Origin of the sequence: Algoriphagus ornithinivorans (assembly GCF_900115305.1) — a bacterium.
Lineage (GTDB): Bacteria > Bacteroidota > Bacteroidia > Cytophagales > Cyclobacteriaceae > Algoriphagus > Algoriphagus ornithinivorans.
Genome location: NZ_FOVW01000001.1, coordinates 44,778 through 61,909 on the forward strand (window position 1 = coordinate 44,778; position 17,132 = coordinate 61,909).

Sequence of the window (17,132 nt, forward strand, 5' to 3'; positions counted from 1 at the left end):
ATGGAAAAGAAAATCATTGGCAGAAAAGAGAAAATATCATTGCCAGACTTGGGTTTAAAGCTAGTCTGGGCAAAAGTGGACACTGGGGCTTATACCAGTTCGGTTCATGCTGAAAATATTCGATTAGAAAACAGAGAAGGAAAAGAAGTATTGGTATTTGAAGCATTACTTCCCGGCCATAAAAAATTCACAGGGAAGGAAGTAGTTGTCGAAAATTTCCGTGAAAAGAAAGTAAAAAACTCTTTTGGTCAGGCTGAAACCAGGTTTCTAATTATTACAAAGATGATTTTGGCAGGTGAAACCTTTGATGCTGAAGTGACACTTACCGATAGGTCCAGTATGAAAAACGCTATTTTACTGGGAAGAAAAATACTCCGAAACCGATTCTTGGTGGACGTGTCAGGCATGAATGTCGCAAAAGCCTACCGAAAAAAATAATTATGAAAATCGCAATCCTTTCAAGGAACCCCAATTTATACTCTACCAAAAGGCTTTATCAGGCTATTCAGGCTGCCGGACATGAAGCTATGATTGTCAATCACAGTATTTGTGATTTGATTATTGAGCAGGAAGGCCCTTCGATTATTTACAAGGGAGAAAAACTCACAGGCGTGGATGCTATCATCCCTCGAGTGGGAGCTTCTGTGACTTTTTATGGCACAGCTGTAGTTCGCCAATTTGAACTGATGGGTGCATTTTCGGCTGTCAATTCACAGGCAATTGTACGAAGTAGAGATAAGCTTAGAAGCTTACAAATTCTTTCGAAAGCAGGCTTGGGGATGCCTAAAACAGCATTTACCAACTTTTCTAAAGGTGGAGAAAAGCAGTTGATAGAACATGTCGGTGGAGCTCCTCTGATCATCAAACTACTGGAAGGAACCCAAGGTCTTGGGGTAGTTTTGGCTGAGACTAAGAAAGCCGGACAATCAGTAATAGAAGCGTTTCACGGTTTGAGAGCGAGGATCATCGTTCAGGAGTTCATCAAAGAAGCTAAAGGAGCAGATATCCGGGCCTTTGTAGTCAATGGAAAGGTAGTAGGAGCAATGAAAAGGCAAGGGGCAGAAGGAGAGTTTAGATCCAATTTGCACCGGGGAGGAAAAGCTACCGTCATTAAATTGAGCAGAGCTGAAAAGCAGGCAGCATTGGGAGCGGCCAAAGCCTTAGGCCTTGATGTGGCAGGGGTCGATATGCTTCAGTCTGCAAGAGGTCCTTTGATCTTGGAAGTCAACAGTTCTCCTGGTTTGGAAGGAATTGAAAAGGCGACTGGGCTTGATATAGCTGCTGAGATTATCAAGTTTATAGAAGAAAGAGTAAACAAAAAGAATAGCCCAAAGAGGGTCAACGATCAATGAGAAAGATTAAAATCGGAACCAGAGGCAGCAAATTGGCATTGTGGCAGGCTTATCATGTAGAGGATTTGCTAAAAAAATCCGGATTGGAGTCTGAAATAGTGATTATCGATACCAAAGGGGATCAAATTTTAGATGTCTCCATTTCCAAAATTGGCAGTAAAGGAGTTTTTACCCAAGAATTGGAGGATCAACTGTTGGATGGCCGAATCGATATAGCCGTGCACTCTGCGAAAGATATGCAGTCCAATCTTCCTGAAGGATTTGAAATCATTGCTTTTACCGAAAGAGAAAAAGAAAACGATGTGCTGCTTTCTCACAAAAAAGGAATCAATTTGAAAGACGCATCTCAGCCTTTGGTTTTGGGTACTTCTTCTACCAGGAGAGTAGCCACATTAAAGCATTTTTATCCCCATGTGAAAACGGTTGAGGTAAGAGGTAATCTTCAAACCCGAATTCGAAAAATGGAGGAAGGTCTTTGCGACGCCTTATTACTTGCTTTTGCTGGTGTGCATAGAATGGGTTACGACGATCAGATAGTGGAAGAGCTGTCTTTGGAGGAGTTTACGCCGGCAGTCGGGCAGGGTTCTGTGGCCATAGAAGTAGCTACTATCTTGGATTCTGAAATCAAAAAGCAACTTATTCAGGCATGTAACCATCAAGAAACCTCACTCAAATTGAGAGCTGAACGTGCATATTTAAGAGTATTGGAAGGAGGTTGTAGTATTCCGGTATTTGCTTTGGCCCAGACAGAGCAAGATCAACTGGTTTTAAAAGGAGGGATTGTTAGTCTGGATGGATCCGAGAGAATTAAATTGGAAGTAAAAGGTAGTCTTGAAAATCCGGAGGTCATTGGCCAAGAACTCGCCGAAAAAGTATTTGCTGCCGGAGGCAAGAGAGTCTTAGATCAAATCAAATCAACATTGAATTCATGATTAAGTATTGTGCTTTTTGGGGCATTTTAGCCCTAGGTCTTCTGATGTCTTGTGCAGGGCAGAAAGAACAAATTGTCAGAATTGACACCCGCCATGGGGAAATTGTTGCCATCCTATTTGATGACACACCTGCTCATAAAAATAATTTTCTGGACTTGGCAGAGTCAGGCAGATTTGATTCAACAGAGTTTCATAGAGTTTTGCCGGACTTTATGATTCAAGGAGGAGATGTTTTTACCAAAGAAGAAATGCCCGCTGAGGAGTGGCCAACGTTACCGGCAGAGATCTTACCCCATCATTTTCATAAAAAAGGGATGATTGCTGCGGCAAGGCAAGGCAATAATATCAATCCACAAAAGCGGTCAAGTGGTTCCCAGTTTTACATTGTCTTGGGGAAAGTCTACACACAAGACGAGCTCATAACAGACATGGCTAAATTGCAGGCTGCTTTTATGCAATATGTCCAGCTACAGAGTCAGGATAATCTTAGACAGGAATATACACGACTCTATGAATTACAGGAGTTTGATTCGTTGACTAATCTGATGATTTCCAAACGAAAAGAAATCGAACAGTCCTTGAATATGAAGCTTACCAAAGATATGTCTGCTGAAAGAATAGAAGCATACACCACGGTGGGAGGGACTCCTCATTTGGATGATGAATACACTGTTTTCGGCGAGGTTATTTCAGGGATAGATGTAGCGGAAAAGATTGCTCAAGAACAGCGAGGAGCAAGGGATAAGCCTTTGAATCCAGTCTATTTGAAAATGTCAGTAGAGCCTATGACCAAAGATAAAATCACCAAAGAATTCGGCTATCAATTTCCCAATGGCAACTAAAAAGAAAATCCTAATCACAGGTGCGAATGGTCTTTTGGGCCAAAAGTTGGTAAATCAACTGGTTGAAGAGCAGCAATTTCAAGTAATAGCTACTGGAAGAGGATCTTGCAGACTACCCGGGGATGGTTTTGAATACGTTCAATTGGATCTTGAAATTCAAGAGGAGGTGGAGAGAGTCCTATCAGAAACCCAGCCTGATGTAATCATTCATGGCGCGGCAATGACACATGTGGACCAGTGTGAATTGAATCAGGAGGCTTGTTACAAGGCCAACGTTTTGGCTACCCAATATTTGATAAAAGAAGCTGAAAAACTGGAAGCGCATTTTATTTTTGTTTCCACTGATTTTATTTTTTCAGGTGAAGAGGGGCCACTTTCTGAGGAAGCGGATCCTGCTCCTATAAATTATTACGGCGAGACCAAGCTAGAAGGTGAGCGACTAGTACAGGCAATGAAAAGTAAATGGGCAATAGCTAGAACGGTTTTGGTATTTGGTTTAGCACATGATATGAGCCGAAGCAATATCATTCTTTGGGTGAAAGAAAGCTTGGAGGCAGGGAAAGAGATTCAGGTAGTGGACGATCAATTCAGGACTCCCACTTTGGCAGAAGATCTTGCAGCGGGATGTATCTTGATTGCCAATCAGGGCGCAGATGGCATATTTAATATTTCCGGCCCTGACTTTTTAACTCCCTACCAGATGGCGGTTGAGACAGCGGAGTATTTCAAGCTAGATCAGAGTTTGATCAAGCGTACAGACTCAACACAATTTACTCAACCCGCAAAAAGGCCTTTGAAAACAGGCTTTAAAATTGAAAAAGCCCAAAAAGAGCTGGGATTTGAGCCCAAAAGTTTCCGAACGGCAATTGGTATTTTAGCAAAACAAATTATCTTAGCCCGCTCTTGAAAAGCAGTTTATACCCTTTAATTTAACTTTAGCATAATCTATGGCAGTAAGCGCAAATACCGAAGGCAGGGGCCAATGGGGATCTAGTCTCGGTTTTATCATGGCCGCAGCAGGCTCGGCAGTAGGCTTGGGAAATATTTGGAGATTTCCATATTTAACCGGTCAAAATGGAGGTGGTGCATTCGTTTTTGTTTACATCATCTGCGTCTTATTCATCGGAATACCTCTTTTATTTAATGAAATTGCTTTGGGAAGACGTTCCGGTAAAAATCCTATTGGAGCTATTCGTGATACAGGCGGAAATAAGTTCTGGCAACTAGCAGGTGTACTCTGCGTATTGGTCTGCTTTTTTGTGTTCAGTTATTATTCAGTGATCGCTGGCTGGACAGTTGGATATATTTTCACTGAAATTATCAATCTGCCAGTAGATTTTGAGGTGTTTGTTCAGACACCTATGTATGTTATTCCATTGACCTTCTTATTTATATTATTGACAATCCTTATCGTATTGGGAGGTGTCTCTGGAGGTATTGAAAAGGCAGCTAAATTCTTGATGCCGGTATTATTCATCATCATCATTTTTATTGCTGGTAGATCTGTGACTTTAGAAGGGGCAGAAGCAGGTATTCAGTATTACTTGAATCCGGATTTTTCTAAAATCAATGGAACAGTAATTCTACAGGCCCTTGGTCAGGCTTTCTTCTCTATGTCGGTGGGATGGGGCTTGATGATCACATTCGGCTCATATTTGCCAAAAGAATCCAATATCATCCAATCTTCAGGTTGGATCGCAGGTATGGATACCATGGTCGCTCTATTGGGTGGTTTGATGGTTTTCCCTGCCTTGTTTGCTTTGTTGCCTGGAAAAGATCCAGCGGCCGGTCCTGCATTGGTATTCGACGTATTGCCAAAAGTATTTGATGCCATGCCAGGCGGTAACATCATTGGCTCTTTGTTCTTCCTATTGCTGATGGTTGCGGCTTTGACCTCTACCATATCCATGTTGGAAGTGCCTGTAGCCTATTTGATTGATGACAGAAAGTGGAATCGTAAGAAAGCAACTTGGATTGTTGGTATTGCAGCGATGATCATGTCTGTTCCGTCTGCTTTGTCATCCATTGAAGGAAACTTCTTTAATACAATCAATTTCAATTTCCTCAGCAATCCTATCCAAGGTTTCTTTGGAGCTATGGACTTCATTTTCGGAACATTTGCGGTGGTTATTATTTGTTTGATGCTTTCACTTTATACCGGATGGGGCCAGAAAATTGCAGACTATGCTGATGAATTGGCAAGTGGGGCTCCTGGTTTTAAAGGTATCTACAGAAAAGGCTGGATCTTCTTTATCAAATGGGTTTGTCCAGTTGTTATCATACTGCTTATCTTAAATATGATTGGTCTTTTTGGGGCACCTCAAGCTGCTTAACCGAATTATAATTCTAAATGAGGAGGCTATATGCCTCCTTTTTTTTTGAAAATTTTTTCATAGAATAACGATTTTATTAAGTATTTGTGTATCTTATGTCAACAAAATTGTATTTCATGAGAGTACTAGTTGTCGACGATGATAATTTACATCTATTGATTCTTCGAAAAATCTTCGAAAAGTCTCAGGATACAGTGGTTGTAGCTCATAATGGCATTGAAGCTATAGAGGAGTTGAGGAAGGATCCTAATTTTAATGTGATACTGACAGATATCATGATGCCTGAAATGGATGGGCTTGAGTTACTGGGTAGGATAAAAGGTGATTTGAAAACCCAAAGTATTCCAGTGATAGGCTTTACGGCAGGAGATGTAGAATATTACAGAAGAAAATCCTTAATCCCTTTTGATATTTTGGTTCCGAAACCTATGGATTTCTGGGATTTACATCAATTAGCCAAGAAAAAGGCTGTTAGCAATTTGAATTGATTTTTTGAGATTTATCCTGCTAGGGAAATCTTTTTTGAAAATTGTCGTTTAAGAAACTAAACCAATTTTCACTACCATGAAAAAATTTTCAGCTCTTTTCACACTCTTTCTTATTTGTGCTATTCCAGCATTTTCTCAAAACTTTGGTCTTGGAATTAAGGCCGGTTTAAGTAGCACTGAAGTTGATTTTAAATCAGAAGAATTTATTCCTTCAGATTCTCAACTAGGTTATCACGTAGGTTTATTTGCCAGGTTTGGTGGGGCAGGATTTTTTGTGCAGCCAGAGTTTCTATTTACCCAAACCAGTGGCGAATTCATTTTCAGATCAAATCCACAGGCTCAAGGGGAAAAATTTGAAGCAAATTTTAACCGTTTGGATATTCCCCTTATGCTAGGCTTTAGAGTTCTGAAAGTATTACGCGTTCAGGCTGGGCCCATTGCAAGTTTGAATATTGATTCAAATCTCAAAAATGCGGGTGGCACTGTTCAGGATGCTGAATTTAGTAATGCCACTCTGGGTTATCAGGCAGGCTTAGGGGTGGATATTGGCAACTTGTCCATCGATGGAAAGTACGAAGGTGGTTTGAGTAAATTCACCGACAATATTTCGAGTTTTCAAACTGACAACAGAATCAATCAATGGGTTCTTTCTGTTGGGTTTAGATTGTTTTAAATAAAAAAGGGCTGCAAAATAAATTGCAGCCCTCTCTTTTTTTAGCTTATACTTAATCCATTACTTTTTGATCTGGTTTAGCCAATTTATGGATAGGCTCCAGTTCAACGATGTATACGCTTCTACCATGGGTACCGATGACAAGATCATTTTCTCTTTCTTGAATAACCATATCATAGATCGCTACATTTGGAATTTCACCTTGGAATAGATTCCAATTATTTCCTCCGTCCATGGTAACATATAAGCCATGGTCGGTACCCAAATACAGGATATTAGGGTTGGTATGATCTTCAACTATGATATTACTGGATTCTTCCGGCATATTTCCTTTGATAGAAACCCAGGTTTTTCCATAATCAGTGCTTTTGAATAAATATGTATTGAACTCGTCAAATCTATATCCATTCAAGGTGATGTAGACTAAGCCCTCTTGATGTTTGGAAGGAGCTATAGAGCTTACCCATCTGTCTTGAGGTAATCCTGCATTCAAAGATGTCCAGTTTCCTCCATTATTGCGGGTGATCCAGACATTGCCGTCGTCAGAACCAGCGTATAGAGTTCCAAACTCAAATGGAGACTCTTCAACTACTGTCAAGGTTGCAAATGGTACATTTCCACTTTTCTTGTTTTTAGTTAGGTCCGGTGAAATGGTAGTCCAAGTACTTCCTTGATCCAAGCTCTGATAAACATACTGCGAACCCATATAAATGATGTCCTGGTTATGATGGCTCAAACGAGCCGGAGTTCTCCAGTTCCATCTGTTTGGAGTATTTCCAATATCATGGCCCGGTGTGATTCTCTTTCTGTCTCCTGAACTTTTGTCTATCCTGAAATAATTCCCGAACTGGAATCCCGTATAGACGATATTGTTGTCTCTTGTATCCACGGCGACCACCATTCCGTCACCACCCATCAGAGATTCCCAAGGAGCTGAAGGGTCATTTTTTGAACTTCCAAACCATACTCCATTATCCTGCATACCTCCATAAACATTATATGGACGGGCATTATCTGTCATGATGGAATAAAATTGAGAAATAGGCATCTGCGTGTTGAGATGATCCCATCTCGCACCGCCACCATAACTCCTATATAAGCCTCCATCATTGCCTAATAATATATGTTTCCCATCTTTAGGATTGATCCACATGGATTGATGGTCTGAATGTGGTCTTCCTATGGAGTCTGTTCTGGAAAAGTTTTTACCTCCGTCTCTAGATACCATCAAAGGCACGCCTAAAACGAAAACCTCATTTTCATCCTGAGTATTTACCCGAATTTCTCCGAAATAATAACCGTAAGTATTGTACAGCCTTCTTAAATCTGACTCTGAAACTTTAGTCCAGGATTTACCTGCATCTGCAGATCTGTAAATTTCAGCGCCTTTGATTGGTGCATCAAATAATGCAGCATTGGCATCATTAGAATCCCCATTGTAATTTGCTATTTGAGCCAAAGTGATCTTACCTGTTCGAAGCTGTCTTTTTACCTCTTCAGCCGTGTACTTACTGGCAAATTGATTTCTGCGTAAAAATGAGTTCAATCGCTTTTCTTCCAGTCCCAAAGCTTCAGCCAGGTTCATTTGTTTGAAATCATCAAATTTCAAGGGATTTTCCTCTTCTTCTCTTCTTTGTCTAGGTTCCTCTTGGATTTGGTCAGATTTTGCCTGATTATCTAAGAGTGCATAAACTACATTGGGATTGCTCTGTGCAAAATCAAATCCGATTCTACCAACAAATTCATCTTGAGGAAAGCCAGCAACTGCCTTTTTCCAGGTGTTTCCTCCATCTTCAGATCTCCATATCGCAGAGCCTTTGCCTTGACCGACGAAGTCATATGCTTGTCTGAATCGCTCCCAAGAAGCCGCTAATAATACATCAGGGTTAGAAGGATGAATTTTGATATCGATGATCCCTGTATTGTCATCTATGTATAATACTTTTTTCCAGCTCTTGCCCCCATCAGTGGTTTTGTAAAGTCCTCGTTCCTTGTTTTTGGAATACAGACTTCCCATGGATCCTACCCATACAATATCAGGGTTGGTAGGGTGAATTTGAATCTGTCCTATATGCTGCGAATATGGAAGGCCCATGAATTCCCAGGTTTTTCCCGCATCTGTAGATTTGTAAATTCCTGCACCGGCATAGGTGGATCGGGAAGAATTATTTTCTCCAGTTCCTACCCATAAGATGTTATTATTTGAAGGGGAAAGGGCCATATCTCCAATTCCCAAAGCTCCTTGATGGTCAAAAATAGGGGTGAAGGACTGTCCGTTGTCCTCAGTTTTCCAAACTCCTCCCGAAGCTGCAGCTATATAGAATGTATTGGGGTTTTGCGCTACCTCGATATCTACGATTCTCCCTGACATGTTGGTAGGGCCGATATTTCGAGCTTTGAATGATTTCAATGGCGTAGAGCTAAACATCTGTTGATGTTTTTCCATAGACTCCTTGAATGCCTTTTCGCTGGTGGGTTTGATATCCTGAGCCTGCAAGCTACTAAATGAGAGAATCCCTGCAGCTAGAATCAGGTAAGTTGTGGTTTTTTTCATACGGTTTTCTGTGATTGGACAGGAATATAAGCATAAGCGGGCAAATCCGTATGGAAATGCCCGCAAGAGGAAAAGGTGGATGTTGAATGGTTTTATTTATTCACTAACCTAGTCTTGTAAATCACTGAGTAATCATTTTCAGCTTCAGAAAAATTCAAAGAAAACCAGATCTCTTCTCTTGATTTGACTTTATTCAAGCTTCCAAGAATTTCAGGGATTTCAATGAGTTTGCTAATTGATTTTCCATCAAAAATCACCAAGCCACCTTTGTTGAGTTTACCTGCTTCATCGAACATTTTATTAAAGTCAGATCCAGCTTCAGAAATAATTTGATTTGCAGTTTCATCATCGAGGCCTGGTAGATAAGAAATCAAAAGCTCTTCCTGATTGAGGCTCAAGACAGAATTGATAGATCCTAGGAAAAAGTCCCTAGCATTGAAGCCTCCATTTGTTGGCTTTTTATCAGTATTTCTTTCTTGGAAATTTGGGATAGGGATCGGTTTTACCAGTGGAGGATTTTCCAAGTTTTTGAGTGAGTAGCTGAAGATTTTCGCTTCATTACGAAAACTTAAATGAAGCGAATCTCCACTTACAGTAAAACTGCAATAAAAATCAAGGGCGCCGTACTCTTTGGTTTCGCTGTTAAACTTGGACTCTTGAGGAAAGGGGATGATTGCTTGATATTCTCCTGTATTCAAATCAACCATTTCCAATCTTTTTGATTTGAGCTGTAAATCGATTCCCTGTTGACCCAGATCGGAAAATCTACCGGGCATTTGAACAATTACTTGATTTCCCCAAACGAAATGAGATTGACTGGATGGAATCACCAAGCTGGATAATCCAGTAAATTCAGGTTTGAAGGAATCTGATCGTTTTCCATCCAGCGTGTAGGTTGCCAGTCCTTTACTTCCAGGTACGAGGTATTTCTCATTATCCATAAATTTTGCTACTCCTAGACGATTACCCAAAATCTGATCAGGACCTTCTTGACTTAGGTTGTATTGGTGAAGAATGGTTCCTTTTTGATCCGTAACTAGGATATCCTCTGTGTTTTGATCAATTAATAAATAGCGATTTCCCGCAGGATTGATATCCATCAAAGTAAGATTTCCCAAATAATCCACAACTAAAGAGTCGTAGATTTCAAATTGCAATTCTTGCTCACTGAGGGGAGTGGTTGGTTTTTCGCTTTTCTCTTGACTACACCCAATCAAAAGAATAAAAGCAGATAGAAAAATCAGTAGTCGGTTTTTCATTTTCGCTTGAGTTGAAGTTTATAAAAGGTCAGATAATCCTGCTCTTCGCCTAAGTATTCATCATGTCGTAGAGCATAAAAAGGTTTGTCCAAAGATTCAATATTCAGTATTCTTTGAATTTTATAGGGAATTGAAATTTCATTGGAGAGTGTTGAGTCGGGTTGAACAATCTTTAAGATCTGTCTCTGATGATTTGGGTATTCCGGGAAGTTGTCGGGATTAAATAATTCATTTTCCATAAATACATCTTCATTTATTCCCTCTGTGTAATAAACAGCTATGCCTTGCTGAGTAGGAAATACCTGACGTACCGATCCATCTAACATTTTACTTCCTGAGATGTATTGATATTTTTCTGAATGCTCCCCGTTATCCATGAATTTTGAAGGACTAATTGAAATCGTTTTGAGGAATTTTCCATCGCCTTGAGAAAGGTCGTAGATATGGATTAGGGGTTCATTGTCCAATATCAAATAAAGCAGGTCATCTAAAACTGAAAAATGAATCCACGGCCTTTCATAGAATGCATCAGATGAATATCTAGAAATGGGAGGGATCTTAATTATGGGTTCGGATTTTCCAGTTTCTGGGTCTACTTTTTCCAATAAATAATGATCTCTTATAAAATGAGGGTCATAAGGGTTGGCACCATCTCTTCCAGGATAATAAAGAATCAAGAAATCTCTCCATTCATCAATAGTACGCATTATCCCACCACCATCTTTGGCTTCTGTTAGGAATTCTAAATTGATTTCGCGCTTGAAAGTTAGATCTTGATTAAATTCATATAACCAACCGACAAAGCTTGCTGCGTACAATTTTCCATCTTTGGTAATTCTGGTTTTGGTTGGGTAAAAAACCTTACCGGGCCCTTCTACCGGGTAGGATTCTTCATAAAGGATGTTGCCTTCCTCATCGAATTTGAGAAGTTTGTTTTCTTTGAAATTAAATAATAAGCCTGTACCGTTGGTGAATTCTCCCCCATTAAAAGTTCCCAAATAATCCACTTGAATCGAGTCTACAATTTCTAACTCCCATTCATTAGACTCAGGAATATTTTGTTCTTTTTCAGTCTCGCAGGCAAAAAGGCTGATTGAAAAAAGGCAGATGCCTAGAATATTATTTTTCATAATACAAAAAAGAAAGATGAACGCTAAAAATAGTCAAGGATGACCTAATTAAAAATTATTAGTTGTCTAATTTTGTGGGTTATTATTTTTTTGAAAATAATAAATCTGATTATCTGCAATCATGCCAGTTGCCTTATTTTCTTTGCTAGACAGGCTAGAAGACCGATGACCTCTGCCTACCGGCAGACAGGGAAGACCCAGCCACGGCCTTTAGGTTTGCAAAGTTGAATTATTTGAGAAAATCAGAGCTAATATCTTAACGATTATTAAGTGACTCAGATATTGAATAAATTAAAAAAGAATGGGGTGAACTTTCGCCTCGGCTAGGCTAGCGACCTCTTGCCAGTATCAGTCCCCATTCTTAGTTGAGTTGCCAGAACCAGTTAGAATTTTAGGCTTTAGGCCTGTTAAAGGTTTTAGTTTCCGCAACTCTCATTTGTTAAACTTCAATGTCTAAATTATGAAATTCAAATCAATTATTGGAGTCGATGTAAGTAAATCTACACTTGATGCCTATCTGAAGATCAACCAATGCCACGCAGTCTTTGAAAATAATGAGAAAGGTTACCAGGAGCTGGTGGAATGGGTAATGGAAAACTCTGGGTTAATACTCGCAGAAGAACTGCTTTTCGGATTTGAATCCACTGGGATTTATTCTTCAGAACTTGCTTTGTTTCTTGAAAAGCACTCCCTACCATTTTATATCATCTCAGGACTTGAATTAAAGCGATCCTTGGGAATAAGAAGAGGTAAGTCAGACAAGGCAGACTCTAAAGACATAGCTGAATATCTTTATGAAAAGCAGGAGAAGATTATCCCCACTGTTCTTCCCAAAAAGGTCATCCAGGATCTCAAAAAGCTGTTTAATTACAGAGAGCGACTTGTAAAAGACAGAGCAGCTTACATCACCCGTATCAAAGAATATGAAGCTGTAGTTTCAGAAATCAAATTAAAAGTCTATCAAAAATCCAATACCGAAGTAATCGCTTGTTTGGATAAGCAGATCCAAACCGTGGAGAAAGAAATAGACAAACTTTTACGCAAAGATGAACTGTTAATGAACCAATATAAGCTGATTAACTCTATCAAGGGCATAGGCCCACAGACAGCTGTTGCACTTATCGTCTTGACAGAAGGGTTTACCCTATTCGATAGCTGGAGAAAGTTTGCCAGTTATGCAGGAACAGCACCGTTTCCCAACCAGTCAGGTACATCCTATCGAGGGAGAACCAAAACCAGTCCGCTGGCGAATAAGAGAATTAAAACACTGCTGACATTATATGCAGGCACAGCCATCCAATACAGCACTGAGATGAAGACCTATTACAAGAGAAGAACCGGTGAAGGGAAAAGCAAAATGAGCACACTTAATATTATCAGAAATAAACTTATTGCAAGGGCTTTTGCTGTTGTCAACCGAAATTCCAGCTATGTAGACATACTAAAATATGCCGCATGAAAAAAAACTGAAAATCTTCTTGCTTAAACCTTAGAATACTGGCAGGCGAAGCTTCCGGATTCTGATCCTTTTAGCAGACAATAAGCCGTATTTTTGTCAATACTGGTAAGAAAGCGGATATCTATAATAATAAATAATCAAAAAGTCTAGAAACTGTTAACGTGGAAGAATCATCTAAAAAGGCTGAGTAAAGGTTTATCTTTTATTTACTCTCTACTCTCATTTGATTCTCCAAGAGCTCCTGATTTCGTATTTCAGCAGAAAGCATTTGGGCATAATTTCTACCCTTTTTTAAACCATATTGGGTGTATGCCTGAGATGCATAATCATGAGCCATGTGGAGGCTTCCTAATACTTCATAACCTACAGCAATATTGTAAAGTAATTTAGCACTGGTCTTATAATCAGCTCCAACTATCCCTTCTTCCCATGTTTGGATGGCTTCTTCCCATTTCCCAACTTCTGCAAAGCGGTTTCCATTCTCCAATGCTGGTTGAGTTTTGGACTTTCTGAAATATTCTCGGCTAATACTAATAAACATTGGAGCGATTTTATAAGCATAACCGGAGCCGGCAAGCTCTCCAACTATCCTAGTGGCATCTGCTTTTGCAATTAGCATTGCGAGAGCTTGAGTTTTGGTCTCTGCTTCAGCAGTCCAAGTATTGGTTTTTTGAAATCGTTGCTGGTCAACAATCGTTTTATTTTGAGGATCATACAGTCTAAAGCCCGCTGAGACATTAGCTACCCCTTCTAATCTCAATCCTTTTACTTCTACGGTTTGCGCATCTTTTCCCTCCCCAACTGTTTTTTTGATGATTGCTTCTTTTTCAGTGGTGATAAAATCAGAATTGAAATTTTCAAGAGCTAAAACGGCGTCAGCCTGATATTGCTCACAGAGTCTTTCTATCGTAAACCAATCCAGAGGTTGGGGGAAAACCTGCCCAAACATTCCACCTGTGAGTCTTTGGTTGGCACGTTTGATTTGATAGCGCGGGCTTGTATTCAGCTGTTGCTGTAAAGTGGCCAAAGTTGCTTCTATACTGTTTCTTACTTCAAAGGGCATTTCTCCAGTAATCAGGCCTTCAATGACATTCACCATTTCATTTTGTGGCTTAGTTCTGTCCACAATAACAATGGTCTGAACAGATGAGGGTACATTGATAGGGGCTGGTGTCAATCTTGTGAGAGTTACGCTCTTGGAGCAACTCATTGAAAGAATAGCGAGAGAAATCACTAAGAAAAAAGAGACTTGTTTGAAGCTTTTAAACATAGAGCTGGAATTTTCTGGAAAAATAGATCAAAAAAAATCCACAGAAAATAACCTGTGGATTTTATTGGGTTTAACCGATCAAATTGCCTTCATCATCCCACTGGGCGACTTTGGCTCTGTCTTCAGGTTTAAGGTAGAGAGCGCTATATTTTTCCGGATTGGAAAGGCCATGCTTGTTCAGAACTTCTTCTGGTACTCCGTCCCATACATTTGGCTGGTTACCTTTGTAGCCCATGTATTTCCAGCCTGCCTCTGTGGTAAAATACCCAGTACAGGTAAGATTTCTCAATAGGTTAAACCATTTCACTCCTCCTTCATAGGCAGGATCTGCTTTATCAGGCCAAGCTACTAATTCAACAATTTCAAGAACCTGATCTTTAGATAGCTCATTGAAAGGTTTTCCGAATTTTTCATCCGCTTCAAAGTCCAGCCACATCAATCCACCTCTCATAGGCGTCTGATAGTTGGGTTGGTCCAGCATCATGAAATCCATGAAATCTGTCACTTTAAGCTCCGTCGCAGCAGGAGATTCATTGTCAGCTGGCATTATGATGTCAATCAGCGTGTCAAGTTTTTTGCGCTCATCATCTGTGAAAAATTGATCAGCCAGTAATTTCGCGTCCCTGATTTTTTCCTCTTCAGTTCTTCCTCCAGGAGTTCCTCCTGTCAATACAGGCTCATGAGCGATGCTGCTATCTTCAGGATCACAGCCTGTCATCAGCAAGCCTGCCCCCAAAGAGCCTGTAAAGAGTAATTTTAGGTTTTCTCTTCTGTTCATGGCTTAGATATTTTTCTTTTTCAACTGATCAACTATATAATCTGATGTTCTCCATGATAGAGCCAAGATAGTCCAGGTTGGATTTTTGTCTGCCTGAGATACAAATGACCCAGCGTCTACAACAAATAAGTTTTTGCAGTCATGTGCCTGACAATTGGAATTCAACACAGATGATTTAGGATCATTCCCCATTCTGGTAGTTCCTACTTCATGGATAATTCTACCCGGAGCTGCCAAACCATACTTGCTTTCCGGTCCAGGTTTTTTGCCTAAAAGAATTGCTCCGGCATTGGTCAGGATTTCTTCAAAAGTATCCTGCATATGCTTAGCTTGTTTGATTTCCTGGTCTGTCCAATTGTAGTTGAATCTCAGTACGGGAATTCCATATTTATCCACTACGTTGGGGTCTATTTCACAGTAATTGTCATAACGAGGAACGCTTTCACCCCGTCCTGACATTCCTAAGGTAGACCCGTATATTCTTCGAATGTCTTTTTTCAATCCTTCACCATAGCCTCCATTCGGACTAGGGTTTCCAAACTCATCTTTGATATACTGTCGCATGCTATCCATACTCATGCCTGTGCCATAGGCTGGCTGACCCATGCCTCCCCAGTATTCGATATGGTAACCTCGGGCGAAGTCTAGTTTTTTGTTATCCAGCCACCATGGAGTATACATATGCATACCTCCAACGCCATCTTCATTATAGCGTTCACGATCGATCAAATCAGGCATGATACCCATGCGATCAGCTCCAGTAGAGTCATGTAGATACCTTCCTAATGCACCGGAATCAGCCCCAATCCCATTCGGATGACTTTTGGATTTGGAGTTCATCATAATTCTTGCGGATTCGCAGGCTGAAGCTCCTAATACTACTACCCGAGACTTCAACTTGTATTCCTTCATGTCCATTTTGGATACAAAGGATACTCCAGTTGCCAAACCTTGGTCATCTGTGGTAACCTTTCTAACCATGGAGTGAGTATAAAGGTCCACTTTTCCTCTTTTCATAGCTGGGTGTACCAAACAGGTACCCGCTGAGAAATCCGCATATGCCTGACAAGCCCGATTACATTGAGCGCAAAAAAAGCAAACACCCCGCTCATTATTGATAGGTCGGGTTAGCATGGAAAGTCTAGATGGGATCATCGGAATGGCAGCCTTGTCAGCCCCTTTTTTGATGAAAAGTTCATGCAGTCTAGGCTTGGGAGGAGGTAAGAAGAAACCATCAGGTTCATTATAAATGCCTTCTTTAGTCCCAAAAACTCCAATCAGCTTATCTACTTTGTCATAATATGGTTTGACATCTTCATATCCAATTGGCCAATCATCTCCCAATCCGTCAATGCTGGCTCTTTTGAAATCATTAGGTCCAAATCGCAAAGAAATTCTTCCCCAGTGATTGGTTCTACCACCTACCATTCTTGATCTAAACCAATCGAATTGGGTGCCATCTTTTCTGGTATAAGGTTCCCCTTCAATATCCCAGCCTCCGATTGCTTGGTCAAAGTCTCCAAAAGGGCGGATTCTTGTGCCCGCACCCCTTCTTGGCGATTCCCATGGCGGTCTAAGTTGGGTTCTGTCCTCGTCTTTGGCAGGGTCAAAATCTCCACCTGCTTCCACAACGGCAACGGATAATCCTGCTTCAGAGAGAACTTTGGATGCCATCCCGCCACCGGCTCCGGAACCTACGATGATCACGTCGTAAGCTTGTCCGGATTCTTTGATTTGAAAACTCATTTTCAAAAATTTTTAATGAAGTTGAAAATATAGAGCAAAAATTTCGAGTATAAAAAGGAATTATCGGAGAATCTTGAATTTGATCGACATTGTAAAAAGCCTTTTTCAATTTGTATAATGCTTAGTGCTCAATCCCCAATTAGAAAGATTCGGAACATTATGGAAAAAAAATGCTTTTATTTAAAATAGATTTTTGTTTTTTGAGCTAAAATTAAAATTCTACTCTGATTTTATTGTTTGCACCATATATCGAAATGAAGGATATGGTTTTCTATTTCTTGGTAATTAAAGGAGTATGAATGCTTCCTTTAAAATC

At 40.2% G+C, this 17,132-nt stretch carries 15 protein-coding genes; 9 read left to right on the forward strand and 6 right to left on the reverse strand.

Annotation, left to right across the window (positions count from 1 at the left end):
- The 8 genes from BM073_RS00255 to BM073_RS00290 all read left to right on the forward strand — a co-directional run bounded on the left by BM073_RS00255 (window position 1) and on the right by BM073_RS00290 (window position 6,620).
- Window positions 1-438 (forward strand): ATP-dependent zinc protease family protein, encoded by a 438-nt coding sequence (locus tag BM073_RS00255; protein WP_091648641.1) that lies wholly within the window; start codon window positions 1-3, stop codon window positions 436-438.
- A gap of 2 nt (window positions 439-440) precedes the next feature.
- Window positions 441-1,352, forward strand: coding sequence for a 30S ribosomal protein S6--L-glutamate ligase (rimK, locus tag BM073_RS00260; RefSeq protein WP_091648646.1), 912 nt, complete (start codon window positions 441-443; stop codon window positions 1,350-1,352).
- Complete coding sequence (gene hemC / locus BM073_RS00265) at window positions 1,349-2,284, forward strand: hydroxymethylbilane synthase (RefSeq protein ID WP_091648649.1); 936 nt, start codon at window positions 1,349-1,351, stop codon at window positions 2,282-2,284. The genes rimK and hemC overlap by 4 nt, the downstream gene beginning before the upstream one ends.
- Window positions 2,281-3,126, forward strand: coding sequence for a peptidylprolyl isomerase (locus BM073_RS00270; protein ID WP_091648652.1), 846 nt, complete (start codon window positions 2,281-2,283; stop codon window positions 3,124-3,126). The genes hemC and BM073_RS00270 overlap by 4 nt, the downstream gene beginning before the upstream one ends.
- Window positions 3,116-4,033: an SDR family oxidoreductase gene (locus BM073_RS00275; protein WP_091648655.1), complete on the forward strand. Its 918-nt coding sequence runs from the start codon at window positions 3,116-3,118 to the stop codon at window positions 4,031-4,033. The genes BM073_RS00270 and BM073_RS00275 overlap by 11 nt, the downstream gene beginning before the upstream one ends.
- Before the next feature lie 40 nt (window positions 4,034-4,073).
- Window positions 4,074-5,459: a sodium-dependent transporter gene (locus BM073_RS00280; RefSeq protein ID WP_091648659.1), complete on the forward strand. Its 1,386-nt coding sequence runs from the start codon at window positions 4,074-4,076 to the stop codon at window positions 5,457-5,459.
- A gap of 116 nt (window positions 5,460-5,575) precedes the next feature.
- The gene (locus tag BM073_RS00285; protein ID WP_091648662.1) at window positions 5,576-5,947 is read left to right on the forward strand and encodes a response regulator; all 372 of its coding nucleotides are present in this window, start codon (window positions 5,576-5,578) and stop codon (window positions 5,945-5,947) included.
- Window positions 5,948-6,023: 76 nt separating this feature from the next.
- A complete protein-coding gene (locus BM073_RS00290) occupies window positions 6,024-6,620 on the forward strand; it encodes a porin family protein (protein WP_091648665.1) in 597 nt (198 codons plus the stop codon).
- Window positions 6,621-6,672: 52 nt separating this feature from the next.
- On the opposite strand, the gene BM073_RS00295 is transcribed toward BM073_RS00290, so the two are convergent.
- The 3 genes from BM073_RS00295 to BM073_RS00305 all read right to left on the reverse strand — a co-directional run bounded on the left by BM073_RS00295 (window position 6,673) and on the right by BM073_RS00305 (window position 11,563).
- Window positions 6,673-9,174, reverse strand: a complete 2,502-nt coding sequence (locus BM073_RS00295; RefSeq protein ID WP_091648668.1) for a WD40/YVTN/BNR-like repeat-containing protein — start codon at window positions 9,172-9,174, stop codon at window positions 6,673-6,675.
- Window positions 9,175-9,266: 92 nt separating this feature from the next.
- The gene (locus tag BM073_RS00300; protein WP_091648671.1) at window positions 9,267-10,433 is read right to left on the reverse strand and encodes a DUF4221 family protein; all 1,167 of its coding nucleotides are present in this window, start codon (window positions 10,431-10,433) and stop codon (window positions 9,267-9,269) included.
- The gene (locus BM073_RS00305) at window positions 10,430-11,563 is read right to left on the reverse strand and encodes an NHL repeat-containing protein (protein ID WP_091648673.1); all 1,134 of its coding nucleotides are present in this window, start codon (window positions 11,561-11,563) and stop codon (window positions 10,430-10,432) included. The genes BM073_RS00300 and BM073_RS00305 overlap by 4 nt, the downstream gene beginning before the upstream one ends.
- Window positions 11,564-12,023: 460 nt before the next feature.
- On the opposite strand from BM073_RS00305, the gene BM073_RS00310 reads away from it, so the two are divergent.
- Window positions 12,024-13,022 carry an IS110 family RNA-guided transposase gene (locus BM073_RS00310; protein ID WP_091648676.1) on the forward strand — a complete coding sequence of 333 codons (999 nt, stop codon included), beginning with the start codon at window positions 12,024-12,026 and terminating at the stop codon, window positions 13,020-13,022.
- A gap of 202 nt (window positions 13,023-13,224) precedes the next feature.
- On the opposite strand, the gene BM073_RS00315 is transcribed toward BM073_RS00310, so the two are convergent.
- The 3 genes from BM073_RS00315 to BM073_RS00325 all read right to left on the reverse strand — a co-directional run bounded on the left by BM073_RS00315 (window position 13,225) and on the right by BM073_RS00325 (window position 16,816).
- Entirely contained in the window at window positions 13,225-14,292 is a 1,068-nt protein-coding gene (locus tag BM073_RS00315; protein ID WP_175557816.1) for a DUF6340 family protein, read from the reverse strand.
- Between the two features lie 70 nt (window positions 14,293-14,362).
- Entirely contained in the window at window positions 14,363-15,070 is a 708-nt protein-coding gene (locus BM073_RS00320) for a gluconate 2-dehydrogenase subunit 3 family protein (RefSeq protein WP_091648678.1), read from the reverse strand.
- Window positions 15,071-15,073: 3 nt separating this feature from the next.
- Window positions 15,074-16,816, reverse strand: coding sequence for a GMC family oxidoreductase (locus BM073_RS00325; RefSeq protein WP_091648680.1), 1,743 nt, complete (start codon window positions 16,814-16,816; stop codon window positions 15,074-15,076).
- Between the last annotated feature and the right edge of the window lie 316 nt (window positions 16,817-17,132).

Bases quoted from the DNA above. Each gene is read 5' to 3' on its own strand.
- BM073_RS00255 (WP_091648641.1), top strand. From the start codon at position 1: ATGGAAAAGAAAATCATTGGCAGAAAAGAGAAAATATCATTGCCAGAC.
- rimK (WP_091648646.1), top strand. From the start codon at position 441: ATGAAAATCGCAATCCTTTCAAGGAACCCCAATTTATACTCTACCAAA.
- hemC (WP_091648649.1), top strand. From the start codon at position 1,349: ATGAGAAAGATTAAAATCGGAACCAGAGGCAGCAAATTGGCATTGTGG.
- BM073_RS00270 (WP_091648652.1), top strand. From the start codon at position 2,281: ATGATTAAGTATTGTGCTTTTTGGGGCATTTTAGCCCTAGGTCTTCTG.
- BM073_RS00275 (WP_091648655.1), top strand. From the start codon at position 3,116: ATGGCAACTAAAAAGAAAATCCTAATCACAGGTGCGAATGGTCTTTTG.
- BM073_RS00280 (WP_091648659.1), top strand. From the start codon at position 4,074: ATGGCAGTAAGCGCAAATACCGAAGGCAGGGGCCAATGGGGATCTAGT.
- BM073_RS00285 (WP_091648662.1), top strand. From the start codon at position 5,576: ATGAGAGTACTAGTTGTCGACGATGATAATTTACATCTATTGATTCTT.
- BM073_RS00290 (WP_091648665.1), top strand. From the start codon at position 6,024: ATGAAAAAATTTTCAGCTCTTTTCACACTCTTTCTTATTTGTGCTATT.
- BM073_RS00295 (WP_091648668.1), bottom strand. From the start codon at position 9,174: ATGAAAAAAACCACAACTTACCTGATTCTAGCTGCAGGGATTCTCTCA.
- BM073_RS00300 (WP_091648671.1), bottom strand. From the start codon at position 10,433: ATGAAAAACCGACTACTGATTTTTCTATCTGCTTTTATTCTTTTGATT.
- BM073_RS00305 (WP_091648673.1), bottom strand. From the start codon at position 11,563: ATGAAAAATAATATTCTAGGCATCTGCCTTTTTTCAATCAGCCTTTTT.
- BM073_RS00310 (WP_091648676.1), top strand. From the start codon at position 12,024: ATGAAATTCAAATCAATTATTGGAGTCGATGTAAGTAAATCTACACTT.
- BM073_RS00315 (WP_175557816.1), bottom strand. From the start codon at position 14,292: ATGTTTAAAAGCTTCAAACAAGTCTCTTTTTTCTTAGTGATTTCTCTC.
- BM073_RS00320 (WP_091648678.1), bottom strand. From the start codon at position 15,070: ATGAACAGAAGAGAAAACCTAAAATTACTCTTTACAGGCTCTTTGGGG.
- BM073_RS00325 (WP_091648680.1), bottom strand. From the start codon at position 16,816: ATGAGTTTTCAAATCAAAGAATCCGGACAAGCTTACGACGTGATCATC.